Genomic DNA, 11,546 nt, shown 5'->3' with positions numbered 1-11,546 from the left:
GTGCCGGCACCCGAGGGCTTCGCCTACGACGTCCGCGGCGACGAGGTCGTGATCAGCCACCACGGCCGGCGCGCGACCGTGCTGCGAGGCCGGGCGGCGGCGCGCTTCCTCGCCGACGTCGAGGACGGCGACGGCGACACGGACCAGGAGCTGATGGCGCGCGTCACCGGCAACTACCGGCGGGGCAACGAGCGGACGGCGAAGGACCACCCCCGCAACAGCGGCCGCTGAGCGCTACTCCGACGGCTCCGGGACGTCGACGTCGACGTCGGCGCAGGACACCTTGGGGTTGAGCCCGGTGTAGTTGAGCGGACCCGCGACGATGTTGAGCGCGATGTCGCTGGCCTCCGAGCAGTTGGTCCGCGTGTCGTCGAAGTAGCCGCGCTGGTAGGCGGCGAAGGCGCCGATGACGAGCCAGATCACGATCAGGATGCCGATCAGTCGTCCCACGGGGACCTCCTCGGGTCAGCCGGCCGGGTGGCCGTCGGGTGGAGTATCTGCTCGCCGGGTCCGCCCGTGCCACCCACCCAGGGGTGCCGGTGGCCCTAGGGTCGGCCCATGGAGATCATCGCGGTGGTGCTGGCGGCCGGCGCCGCCCTGCTCCACGTCTACATCTGGGTGCTCGAGTCGTTCCGGTGGACCGAGCCGTCGACGCGCCGCACCTTCGGGGTCTCCGAGGCCGACGCACCGGTGCTGGCGCCGATGGCCTACAACCAGGGGTTCTACAACCTCTTCCTGGCGGTCATCACGCTGGTCGGCCTGGCGCTGATGGGGTCGGAGCACGGCACGGGGACCGCCCTCGCGCTCGCCGGCACCGGATCGATGCTCGCCGCCGCACTGGTGCTCGTCACCCACGACCGCTCGATGCTCCGCGCCGCGCTCACCCAGGGGACGCTGCCGGCGCTGGCCGTGCTGTTCCTGCTGCTGCAGCTCTGAGGCACGTCGGCCGGCGGCGCCCGTCGTACGTCATGGGCGTCGGTCGCTCGGGCAGCCGCCCGCCATGACGTCGCCTCCGTACGTCATGGGCGTCGGTCGCGCGGACAGCCGCCTGCCATGACGTCCGCGCCCGGGCGAGGCCTACTGGCCCAACCAGGCGTGGACCGACGACACCACCGAGGCGCCCTCGCCCGTCGCCGAGGCGACGCGCTTCATCGAGCCCGCGCGGATGTCGCCGCCGGCGTAGATGCCGGGCACCGTCGTGGCGAGGTCCTCCGGCGGCACGTCCTCGACCCACTGCTCGGAGGGGATGTCGCGCCCGGTGAGCACGAAGCCCCGCTCGTCGCGCAGCACGACGTCGGGCAGCCAGCCGCACTCCGGCGCGGCACCGAGGAGCAGGAACAGCCCGCGCGCCTCGACGCGCTCGTGCTCGCCGGTGGTGACGTCCTCCACGTCGAGCCACGCCAGCTGGCCGACGTCGTCGGGACCACCGTCGACGACGCGTGAGGACCCGCGCACCGTGATGCGCGGGTTCCACTCGATCTCGTCGATGAGGTACGACGACATGGTGGCCGTCAGGTCGGGTCGGCGCACCACGATCGTGACGCTGCTGGCGAAGCGAGCGGCGTGGATGGCGGCCTGCCCGGCCGAGTTGCCGCCGCCGACGACCACGACGTGGTCACCGGCGAGCTCGCGAGCAGCCGCCATCGCGGCGCCGTAGTAGACGCCGCGACCGACGAGCTCCTCGAGGGAGTCGACGCCGAGCCGGCGGTAGTTCACGCCGGTGGCCACGAGCACCGCCCGGGCGTGGACGTCGCCGCCGTCGGTGTGGACGACGTGGGGCCCGCCGTCGACCGCCGGGGTGAGCCCGGTGGCCGGCCACCCGGTGAAGAACCGGGTGCCGAAGCGCAGCGCCTGCCCGCGGGCCCGCTGGGCGAGCCGCATGCCGGAGATGCCGCGCGGGAAGCCGAGGTAGTTGCGGATCATGGAGCTGGTGCCGGCCTGCCCACCGATGGCCTCGGCCTCCAGGCAGATCGTGGAGAGGCCCTCGCTGGAGGCGTACACGCTCGCGGCGAGCCCGGCGGGACCGGCGCCGACCACCACCAGGTCGACCACCTCGTCGACCTCGATGTCGTCGGGACGGCCGTAGAGCTGGTTGGCCAGCGCCCGCACGCTCGGGCAGTGCCCGCACCATCCGACCATCGAGGAGACGACGGGCCAGCGGCCCTCGTCCTCGGGGCACTGCTCCAGCACCGCGCGGCCGATCTCGCTGTCGGGGTGGTGCACGCCGGCGGGCATCCCCACCCGGCCGAGGTAGTCGAGCAGCTCGCGGGTGAGCGCGTCCTTCTCGGGGGTGATGATGCGGACGCTCTCGATGACGGGCGCTGCGACGGTGGCGTTCCACTCGTTGAGGAGCTCGCCGACCGCGCCGTGGAACTCCTCGTCGCGCGGGCCCTGCGGCATCAGCAGCAGCGCGTCCACCTTGCCGGCGGCGACCGCGTGGCGGAAGGTGCGGTTGTCGTCGCGGAACCGGCTCACGTGGGTCACGATCAGCCGCCGCGCGGTCGGGACGACCTTGCGGGTGCCGCCGATGAGGGCGTAGAGCCGGTCCTGGTCGTGGTCGGTGTCGACGACGAACAGCGCCACCTGCTTGCCGGAGCCGGTCAGCTCCTTGGCGGTCGCCGTGGCCGCGACCTCGTCACCGACGACGCGGACGTCGTACTCCCGGTCGTAGCGGCCGAAGGCCTCGGCCAGCACGTCCGCGTGGTGGGCCGAGGCGATGACGATCGCGGGCGTTCCCATGCGCGAAGCGTAGTGGGGCGGTGCCAACCCGGGAGGGGGGTCCGGCAGCCGGTCAGCCGGTCAGCCGGTCAGGTTGTGCACGTAGCACCAGCGCCACGACTCGTCGGGCTGGGCCGACTGGACCACCGGGTGCAGCGTCTCGTGGAAGTGCGCGGTGGCGTGCTTGCCGACCGAGGAGTCGCAGCAGCCGACGTGGTCGCACTCCAGGCACTGGCGCAGCGAGACCCAGCGGGTGCCGTCGGCCAGGCACTCCTCGCAGCCCGGGTCGGGCGCCGTCTCCACGACCGGGTGCTCGACGAGGTCGTCGCACTGCCGCCCGCCGGTGAAGGCGAGGCTGCCGGTGCGTACGCCCTCGCGGGCGGCGCTGCCGGCGTCGAGCATCGACTCCTCGATGTCGAGCATGCCGAGCACCTGGCTCACCACCTCCGACGGCACCTTGCCGTTGCTGCGGACCTTGAGCACCTTGGCCCGCTCGGCCTCGATCATCTCCCCGCGGATGCGGGCGTAGAGCTCCGACGGCGTCTCCTCGTCGACGGTCGTGGCCAGCTGCTCCCACGCCGCGAAGGTGCGCTGGTCGAGCCGCGACCGGATGGTCGCGGCCACGCCGTGGTGGTCCTCGTAGTCGAGCTCCTCGAGCCGGCCGAACCCCGCGTCGGCGGCCTGCTGCAGCAGGGTGGCGCGGGCCAGCGCGTCCTCGGCGGGGTCGGGTGCGGGTACGCCGAGGAGCCGGGTGAGCAGGGGCAGGGTCAGCCCCTGGATGAGCAGCGTGCCCGCCACGACCGTGAACGCGATCAGGAGCAGCACCTCACGGTGGGGTGCGTCCTCGGGGATGATGAAGGCGGCTGCCAGCGTCACGACGCCGCGCATGCCGGCCCACCCGATGAGGAAGGTCCAGCTCGGCGGGAGGGGGTCGTGGCGGCGCAGCAGCCAGGTCGTGTGCATGTAGGCGAGGCGGACGACCACGACGGTGACGAGGGTGGCCGCGCAGACCAGCACGATGCGCCCGGTCGGCAGGGTCGACTCGCTGACGTCCTCGAGGATCCAGTCGAGCTGGAGGCCGATGAGGAGGAAGACGGTGTTCTCCAGGACGAAGGCGACGGTGCGCCAGGTGATCCGCTCGGTGATCCGTGACTGCGCCGTCTGGATGATCGGCGCCTTGTGCCCCAGCAGCAGGCCGGCGACCACCACGGAGATGACGCCGGACGCGTGCACCTCCTCGGCCGCGACGAAGGCCGCGAAGGGCGTGAGGAACGAGATGGCGGTGTCCATCAGCGGGTCGGTGATCCGCTTGCGCAGCCACGCCACGAGGAGGAAGACGCCGATGCCGATCAGCAGCCCGCCACCGGCCGCCCGGACGAAGTCGACGCCGACCTCCGCCAGCGCGACCCCGCCCGCGAGCGCGGCGACGGCGGTGCGGAGGGCGACGAGCGCGGTGGCGTCGTTGAACAGCGACTCGCCCTCCAGGATCGTCACCACCCGGCGCGGCAGCCCGATCCGGCGTGCGACGGCCGTGGCGGCCACCGCGTCCGGCGGGGCGACGACCGCGCCGATCGCGATCGCGGCGGCCCAGCCCACGCCGGGCACCAGCCACTGCACGACCGCTCCGACGGCCGCGGTGGTGACCACGATCAGCAGGACCGACAACCTCAGGATGGTCCCGCGGTTGGCGTTGAAGTCGACGAGCGAGGTCTGGATGGCCGCCGAGTAGAGCAGCGGCGGGAGGAGCCCGAGCAGGACCACCTCGGACTCGAGGTGGATCGTCGGGACGATCGGCACGTACGACGCCGCGGCGCCGACCACGATCAGCAGCAGCGGCGCGGGGACGTGGAGGCGGTCGCTGACGGCGGCGCCGGCCAGGACGACAGCGGCCATCGACACGAGGAGCAGGGCGAGTTCCACTGCTCGAGTCTGGCAGAGGAACGCAGCGGTCCCCGCCGGTCTCGACCGGCGGGGACCGCGTGCATCAGGTCAGCGCACCACGTCGTAGCGCTGGAGGGTGACGCCGTTGCCGTAGGCCGCGTGCTCGACCAGGGCGAGCCGGGTCTTGTCGCCCTCGGCGAAGAGCCTCTTGCCGCTGCCGAGCAGGACCGGGAACACGAGCAGGTGGTAGCGGTCCACCAGGCCGGCGGCGGCCAGGCCCTGGGCGAGGCGCGCGCTGGCGTGCACGTGGATCTCGCCGCCGTCGGTCTGCTTGAGCTCGGCCACCTCGTCGAGGGAGCGCAGCACCGAGGTGTTGTTCCACTCGGGGTCCTGCAGCGTGCTCGAGACGACGTACTTGGGCATCGCGTTGTAGGTGGCGAACTCCTCCATCGACGGCCAGACCGGGGCGAACTCGTCGTAGGACTGCCGGCCCAGGAGGAGGGCGGTGGCGGCCTCGGTCTCGCGGCCCTTGATCTCGTAGGCCGCCTCGTCGAACTCGACGTCCTCGAACGTCCAGCCCGCGTGCGGGTGGTCCCCGCCGCCGGGGGAGTCGATGATGCCGTCGAGGGTGATGAACTCGGTGACGACGATGGGGCGCATGCGTGGTCCTCTCGTGGTGGGGTGGCTCGCCGTCAGGAGGCGAGCAGGTCGTCGATCTGGTTGATGGCGAGCGTCGAGCCCTCGACGGCGCCCATGTCGAGCACCTTCTGCAGGGACTCCGCGTCGGCGTAGGTGGCCACGAAGGTGGCCCGGGTGCCGGCGTCGGTCCCGGTGAACCGGAAGACCTGCGACGACTCGGGCATCTCCTCGTTGGGGGTGAAGCTCTCGTCGAGGGCGAAGCCGTCGGTGAAGGTGAAGCCCGTCGGGGCGCTGACGCTCTCGACGTTCCAGTAGGCGTAGTACTTCTCGCCCTCGGGGCTGGTCATGTAGTAGGTCGTGCGGCTGCCCGGGGCCAGCTCGTGGTCGACGAACGTGGCGGGGTAGCCGGGGGGACCCCAGACGCGCTCCAGCTGGCGCGCGTCGGCGTAGACGTCCCAGACCCGCTCCACGGGCGCTGCGAAGTCGGCGGTGATGGTCAGGGTGCGGGCGTCGAGGTCGTGCTGGACGTCGGTGACAGGCATGGCTCAATCCGTTCGGTGGGTGGGGTGGGTGGGCTGGTTGTGCGGGTCTGGCTGGTTGTCCGACTGGTTGTCGGGCTGGAGCGCGCCGGCGAGGAGCTCGTCCATGCGGGAGATGCGGCCGCGCCAGAGGGACTCCAGCTCGGTGAGCAGGGCGCCCACCGACCGGACCGCCTCCAGGTCGCCGCTGGCCAGGGCCTCGCGACCCTGCCGACGCTTGGTGAGCAGGCCGGCCCGCTCCAGCACGGCGACGTGCTTCTGGACGGCCGCAAAGCTCATGTCGTAGCCCTGCGCCAGCGCCGAGACGGAGTGCTCCCCGGCCAGCACGCGGCGCAGGATGTCGCGCCGGGTGCGGTCGGCGAGCGCGTGGAACCAGGCGTCGGCCCGGTCCTCCTGCTCGTCGCGCTCCCTCTCGGTCATGGGACTAACGTACAACCAAACGGTTGTACGTTGTCAAGGGGTCGGCGTGAGGAAGTTCCCAGGGGTGGGGCGGGCGCATGGAGAGCGGTCTCGCGGGGAACGGCTGCCCGCGTGTCGTGCGTCCCGGACCCGGGCCGCACCGGCGCAGACATCGGCGAGAGAGCGGGGCACGGCAGGTGCACAGACTCGTGGCAGGGCTCCGTCTCGGCGGGCGCTACGTCCTGCGGGAGCGCATCGCCTCCGGTGGCATGGCCGACGTCTGGAGCGCCCTCGACGGCGTGCTGCAGCGGGTCGTCGCGGTCAAGGTCATGCGCGCCGACCCCGACAACGAGGAGGTGTTCGCCGAGCGCTTCCGCGACGAGGCTCGGCACTCGGCCGCGCTGCTGCACCCGAACATCACCACGGTGTTCGACTACGGCGAGGACGACCACCTGTCCTACCTCGTGATGGAGCTGGTGGTGGGGCTCCCCCTGTCAGCGGTCATCCGCGACCAGGGCGCCCTCGGGCCCGCGACGGTGCGCTCCGTGCTGGCGCAGGGAGCGCTCGCCCTCGGCACCGCCCACGAGGCCGGGGTGGTCCACCGCGACGTCAAGCCGGCCAACATCCTGGTGCGCCAGGACGGCGTGGTGAAGCTGACCGACTTCGGCATCGCCCGTGCCGTGGACGCGATCGGCCACACCCGCGTCGGCGAGATGCTGGGCACGCCCAACTACCTCAGCCCCGAGCAGGCGGTCGGCGGCCGCGCGACGGGCGCCAGCGACCTCTACGCCCTGGGCGTGGTGGCCCACGAGATGCTCACCGGCACCCGGCCGTTCGACCGGGGCACGCCGATCGCCACGGCCATGTCGCACGTGCACGAGCCACCACCGCCGCTGGGCACCGAGGTGCCAGGAGACCTGCGCGAGGTCGTCGCGACGCTGCTCGAGAAGGACCCCGCCCGGCGTCCGGCCAACGCCCACGCCGTCGCGGCGATGCTCGGCGTCGAGACCAGCGAGCTGGCCGGGCTCCACGTCGGCCGGGCGGCCGGTGTGGCGTCGGGTCTGGCGTCAGGTGTGGCGCCGGGAGTCGCGTCGGACGGGCCGACCGGCCCCCTCGCGGAGCCTGCCCCGACCGGGCCGGCTGCGGTCGAGGAGCTGCTGGACCCGCGGCTCGACTAGCGCACGGAGGTCCGGGCCGACGCGTCGGCGGACCGGCGGGTCGCCTGGTCGAGCAGCGCGGCGAGCGCCGCCGGCTGGGTCCACATCGGCCAGTGCCCCGAGTCGAGGTCGACCAGCTCGAGCGCCGTGGCGTCCGCGAGCTCCGGCACGTCGCCCGACGCGATCCACTCGCGCGCCTGCTCCGGCCCGAACTCCGGGCACACGAGCGTGAGCGGGACGTCGTGGCGCCGCTCGTCGCTCCAGCGCACGACGCCCGTGGTGACGCCGACCGGGACCGGGTGCGCCCCGGCGGCCACCGCCGCCTTGAGCTCGGGCGACATGTCGTCGGAGTCCGGGCCGGCGAAGGTCTCCCAGCCCGGGAAGGCGACGGCGTCGCCGTCGGTCTGGAAGAAGTCGGCGTAGGCCTGGCCGTCGGTGGTCGGGAACCCGCCGATCAGCACGACCCCCGTCACGGCGTCGGGCCGGCGGTCCGCCGCCACCCACGCCAGCGTGCTCGCGGCCGAGTGGCCGACCACGAGCGGGGCGCCCTCGGCCGCGTCGACTGCCGCGACCACGGCCGCCGCCTGGTCGTCGTACGACGCCGAGGTGGCGCCGTCGCCCTGACCGGGCAGCGTCAGGGGGATGCCGCGGTGGCCGAGCGCCTCGAGCTCGGGGAGCACGTCGTCCCAGGCGGTCCCGTCGAGCCAGAGCCCGGCGATCAGCACGATGTCCATCAGCTTCTCCTTCATCGGTGTGTCGACCCTCGTCGTCCACGCTAGGTCCGGTTCCGGACGCTCCACGTCCGGAACTCCTGCCAAGATCGGTGGATGAGCGAGATCAGCCCCACCGCGCGGGCCCTGCGGGCCCTCGACGTGCTGCAGGGACGCCCCGGGATCACCGCCGCCGAGCTGGCCCAGCGGCTCGGTGTCACCGAGCGCGCCGCTCGGCGCTACGTCGCGATCCTGCGCGAGGCCGACATCCCGGTGGAGTCCACCCGCGGGCCCTACGGCGGTTACACCCTCGGGCGCGGGCTGCGGCTGCCGCCGCTCGTCTTCTCGGCCACCGAGGCGCTCGGGCTGGTGATGGCGGCGCTGGACTCCCAGCACGCGGCGGCCGATCCCGACGACCCGGTCGGCTCGGCTCTCGGCAAGATCCTCCGCGTCCTGCCGACCAACGTGGCCCGGCAGGCGGTCATGCTCCGCGAGACCGCCCGGTCGGTGCCCGAGAGGGTGCCGGCCAAGCCCGACCCCGGGGTGACCACCGAGCTCGTCGCCGCGGTGGCCGCCCAGCGCCAGGTGCGGCTGGGCTACCGCACGGCGGCGGGCAACCCGCGCACGTTCGAGGTCGACCCGTGGTCGGTGGTGGTGCGCTACGGCCGGTGGTACCTGCTGTGCCACTCCCACCACGCCGCGGCCCTGCGCACGTTCCGCATCGACCGGATCACCGAGGTCGAGGTGCTCGCGGGCACCTTCGAGGTGCCGGCCGACCTCGACCCCGCCGCCGAGCTCGAGGCCAACCTCAGCAAGGGGTGGGAGCACGAGACGCACGTGGTGTTCCACGCGCCCTTCGAGGAGGTGCGACCGTGGATCCGGCCCACGACCGGCGACCTGCGGGCGCTGCCGGACGGGCGGTGCGAGCTCGTCGGCAGCACCAGCAACCCCGAGGCCTACGCCGGGGAGTGGCTGGCCGGCATCCCGTTCGACCTCACCGTCGTCGGCGGCGAGGAGCTGCGGGCCGCGGTCGGGGTCGTCGCCGCGAGGCTGGCGCGGTCGGTGCCCTAGCGCGTGACGGCGACCTCCTGGCCGAGGGTCCAGCCGGGGGAGATGGGCAGGTAGTCGCCGCTCCAGAACGTGCCGGGGTCGTACCAGGTGGCCCGGCGGTCGTCGCGCAGGACGCCCATCTCGATGTAGCAGGACGCCACGACCTCGGCGCAGAACGCCGCCTCCGGCGTGACCCGCCGGACGCGGTGGCGCCGGGGGACGTAGGCGTCGCGGCCCCGCAGCCACCGCGCGCCGAGACGGGTCAGGCTCGGGAAGGACACGCCGTCGAGGCGCGCGATGGTCCGGAGCATCCCGTCCTCCTCGTCGCGGCCGATCTCCGGCGCGAGCTGGCGCAGCCACGCGTCCTGGCCGTACTCGTCCTGCCACCGCCCGACCGCCTCGCGCAGGTCGTGCAGCTGGACGCCGCGGTGGTGCGCGCCGGTCCACATGTCGACCTGCTTGCGGCCCAGCTCGGCGTGGAAGATGAGGGGCGGGAGGTCGTCGACGACGACCGCCATCCCGACGTGGTTGACCGGGGAGTTCGTCACCGCGCGGATGGCCCGGTCGGGGGCCCGGCGGCCGCGGAACAACCAGATGTCGCCGCTGCGGGTCAGGTCGACCGCCTGGTCGAGGGTCAGGGCCGGTGCCATGCGCGGCAGTCTGCCGGATCACCGACGGTGGTGCCCTAGGCTCGCGGCATGCGCGCGTGGAAGTGGCTCGGCCTCGCCGGCGTCCTCGCCGGTGTCGCCACCGGGGCGGCCGTCGCCCGCGACGAGCGCGTACGCCGCCACTACGACGCCGACGAGATCCGCGAGCGGCTGCACGCCCGCCACGACGAGGCCGTCTCCCGCGCCGGGGACAGCGAGCCCGAGGACACCCGCCCCGGCGACTGACCGCCCCCGGCGGGCCGTACGCCGCTCAGGCGCCCAGGGCCAGGCGCAGCGCGATCCCGAGCATCACCAGGCCGATGACCACGTCGAGCACCTGCCAGGCCCGCGGGTCCGCGAGCCGCGGCGCGGCCAGCCGCGCGCCGTACCCGAGCCCGGCGAACCACAGGACGCTCGCGACGCACGCGCCCAGGGCGAACCACCACCGCCCCGGCTCGCCGTGCGTCCCCGCGATCGAGCCGAGCAGCAGGACGGTGTCGAGGTAGACGTGCGGGTTGAGCCAGGTCAGCGCGACGGCCCGGGCCAGCACGCCGGCGCGGCGCTCGACGACCGCGTCGCCGGCGGCGAGCGACTGCGGGCGCCGGGCACGCAGCAGCGAGCCGACGCCGTAGACGACGAGGAAGGCCACGCCGAGCCAGCGGATCGCCTCCACGGCCCACGGCGCGCGGTCCACCACGACGCCGATGCCGGCGACCCCGGCGACGATCAGCACCACGTCGGACAGCGCGCACACCGCGACGACGAGGCCCAGGTGGCTGCGGCGCAGGCCCTGTCGCAGCACGAAGGCGTTCTGCGCGCCGATCGCCACGATCAGGGACAGGCCCGTCAGCAGGCCGGCGACGAGGTCTCCCACGCGCCCAACCTAGGGGTGCCGACGACGCGCGCACGCCCCACCCACCCCCGGTCCCACCCCTGACACATGTCAGGGTCGCCTGCGGGTCTTATCCCATGGCCCGCCTGTCGCGACCCCTGCCAGACTTCGAGCCATGACTGAGAATTCCGCGGGGGAGGCGACGCAGGGCGTCGCGGCGAGTGCGCAGGACCTGATCAAGGTCTACGGGTCGGAGGAGGCGCAGGTCCGCGCCCTCGACGGGGTGACCGTCGACCTGATGACGGGGGAGTTCACCGCCATCATGGGGCCGTCGGGGTCCGGCAAGTCCACGCTCATGCACTGCCTGGCAGCACTGGACACCCCGACCTCGGGGGAGGCGATCGTCGACGGCACGCCGCTGAGCAGGCTCAAGGACAAGGCGCTGACCAACCTGCGCCGCGACCGGATCGGGTTCGTCTTCCAGGCGTTCAACCTGGTCCCGACGCTCACGGCCAAGGAGAACATCCTGCTCCCGCTCGACCTGGCGGGGAAGAAGGCCGACCCCGCGTGGTTCGACGCGGTCATCGACGCCATCGGCCTGCGCCCGCGGCTCGGCCACCGCCCGAGCGAGATGTCGGGCGGGCAGCAACAGCGCGTCGCCTGCGCCCGCGCGCTGGTGAGCCGGCCCTCGATCGTCTTCGCCGACGAGCCCACTGGCAACCTCGACTCGACCAGCTCGGCCGAGGTGCTGGGCTTCCTGCGCCGCAGCGTCGACGAGTTCGGCCAGACGGTCGTGATGGTGACGCACGACCCCGTCGCGGCGTCGTACACCGACCGCGTCCTCTTCCTCGCCGACGGCAAGATCGTCGACGAGCTGCGCCGCCCCGACCGCGACGCGATCCTCGAGCGCATGGGCCGGCTCCACGACGCCGCCAAGGCGGCCGAGCGCCGGCTCGACGAGAAGGCGGGCTGAC

General features: G+C 73.4%; 15 protein-coding genes. 6 read left to right on the top strand and 9 right to left on the bottom strand.

Translation table 11 applies throughout. The annotated features are described in order from the left end of the window. The gene (locus SHK17_RS20775; protein WP_172268137.1) at window positions 1-231 is read left to right on the top strand and encodes a hypothetical protein; all 231 of its coding nucleotides are present in this window, start codon (window positions 1-3) and stop codon (window positions 229-231) included. Between the two features lie 3 nt (window positions 232-234). Here SHK17_RS20775 and SHK17_RS20770 read toward each other — a convergent pair whose 3' ends face one another. Further along, window positions 235-450 carry a hypothetical protein gene (locus SHK17_RS20770; RefSeq protein ID WP_172268134.1) on the bottom strand — a complete coding sequence of 72 codons (216 nt, stop codon included), beginning with the start codon at window positions 448-450 and terminating at the stop codon, window positions 235-237. Window positions 451-558: 108 nt separating this feature from the next. Here SHK17_RS20770 and SHK17_RS20765 point away from each other — a divergent pair, with 108 nt between their 5' ends. After that, entirely contained in the window at window positions 559-936 is a 378-nt protein-coding gene (locus tag SHK17_RS20765; protein WP_322920586.1) for a DUF1304 domain-containing protein, read from the top strand. Window positions 937-1,077: 141 nt separating this feature from the next. Here the strand turns inward: SHK17_RS20765 and SHK17_RS20760 are convergent, their stop codons facing one another. The 5 genes from SHK17_RS20760 to SHK17_RS20740 form a co-directional block, all read right to left on the bottom strand. Further along, complete coding sequence (locus SHK17_RS20760; protein ID WP_172268128.1) at window positions 1,078-2,739, bottom strand: FAD-dependent oxidoreductase; 1,662 nt, start codon at window positions 2,737-2,739, stop codon at window positions 1,078-1,080. 60 nt (window positions 2,740-2,799) lie between these two features. After that, window positions 2,800-4,638: a Na+/H+ antiporter gene (locus SHK17_RS20755; protein WP_322920585.1), complete on the bottom strand. Its 1,839-nt coding sequence runs from the start codon at window positions 4,636-4,638 to the stop codon at window positions 2,800-2,802. A gap of 69 nt (window positions 4,639-4,707) precedes the next feature. Next, on the bottom strand, window positions 4,708-5,259 hold the full coding sequence (locus SHK17_RS20750) for a dihydrofolate reductase family protein (protein ID WP_172268122.1): 552 nt from the start codon (window positions 5,257-5,259) through the stop codon (window positions 4,708-4,710). A gap of 32 nt (window positions 5,260-5,291) precedes the next feature. Further along, window positions 5,292-5,780, bottom strand: a complete 489-nt coding sequence (locus SHK17_RS20745; RefSeq protein ID WP_322423612.1) for an SRPBCC family protein — start codon at window positions 5,778-5,780, stop codon at window positions 5,292-5,294. A 3-nt stretch (window positions 5,781-5,783) separates the two neighbouring features. Next, on the bottom strand, window positions 5,784-6,197 hold the full coding sequence (locus SHK17_RS20740; RefSeq protein ID WP_172268116.1) for an ArsR/SmtB family transcription factor: 414 nt from the start codon (window positions 6,195-6,197) through the stop codon (window positions 5,784-5,786). Between the two features lie 188 nt (window positions 6,198-6,385). Here SHK17_RS20740 and SHK17_RS20735 point away from each other — a divergent pair, with 188 nt between their 5' ends. Further along, window positions 6,386-7,354, top strand: a complete 969-nt coding sequence (locus SHK17_RS20735) for a serine/threonine-protein kinase (RefSeq protein ID WP_322423611.1) — start codon at window positions 6,386-6,388, stop codon at window positions 7,352-7,354. Here the strand turns inward: SHK17_RS20735 and SHK17_RS20730 are convergent. Further along, a complete protein-coding gene (locus SHK17_RS20730; protein WP_322920584.1) occupies window positions 7,351-8,082 on the bottom strand; it encodes an alpha/beta fold hydrolase in 732 nt (243 codons plus the stop codon). The genes SHK17_RS20735 and SHK17_RS20730 overlap by 4 nt on opposite strands. Before the next feature lie 78 nt (window positions 8,083-8,160). Here SHK17_RS20730 and SHK17_RS20725 point away from each other — a divergent pair, with 78 nt between their 5' ends. Continuing rightward, window positions 8,161-9,114 carry a helix-turn-helix transcriptional regulator gene (locus SHK17_RS20725; RefSeq protein WP_322920583.1) on the top strand — a complete coding sequence of 318 codons (954 nt, stop codon included), beginning with the start codon at window positions 8,161-8,163 and terminating at the stop codon, window positions 9,112-9,114. Here SHK17_RS20725 and SHK17_RS20720 read toward each other — a convergent pair. Next, window positions 9,111-9,743 carry a hypothetical protein gene (locus tag SHK17_RS20720; protein ID WP_172268107.1) on the bottom strand — a complete coding sequence of 211 codons (633 nt, stop codon included), beginning with the start codon at window positions 9,741-9,743 and terminating at the stop codon, window positions 9,111-9,113. The two genes, SHK17_RS20725 and SHK17_RS20720, sit on opposite strands and share 4 nt — an antisense overlap. Before the next feature lie 48 nt (window positions 9,744-9,791). Here SHK17_RS20720 and SHK17_RS20715 point away from each other — a divergent pair, with 48 nt between their 5' ends. Then, complete coding sequence (locus SHK17_RS20715) at window positions 9,792-9,986, top strand: hypothetical protein (RefSeq protein WP_322423608.1); 195 nt, start codon at window positions 9,792-9,794, stop codon at window positions 9,984-9,986. Between the two features lie 25 nt (window positions 9,987-10,011). On the opposite strand, the gene SHK17_RS20710 is transcribed toward SHK17_RS20715, so the two are convergent. Continuing rightward, complete coding sequence (locus tag SHK17_RS20710; RefSeq protein ID WP_322423607.1) at window positions 10,012-10,614, bottom strand: LysE/ArgO family amino acid transporter; 603 nt, start codon at window positions 10,612-10,614, stop codon at window positions 10,012-10,014. A 133-nt stretch (window positions 10,615-10,747) separates the two neighbouring features. Between SHK17_RS20710 and SHK17_RS20705 the strand changes: the two genes are divergently transcribed. Then, a complete protein-coding gene (locus SHK17_RS20705) occupies window positions 10,748-11,545 on the top strand; it encodes an ABC transporter ATP-binding protein (protein WP_172268098.1) in 798 nt (265 codons plus the stop codon). Window position 11,546: the final 1 nt, after the last annotated feature.

The organism is Nocardioides renjunii, from assembly GCF_034661175.1.
Taxonomy (GTDB): domain Bacteria; phylum Actinomycetota; class Actinomycetes; order Propionibacteriales; family Nocardioidaceae; genus Nocardioides; species Nocardioides renjunii.
Note: the sequence above shows the minus strand (reverse complement) of the source record. Positions and strands in the feature narration are given on the sequence as shown.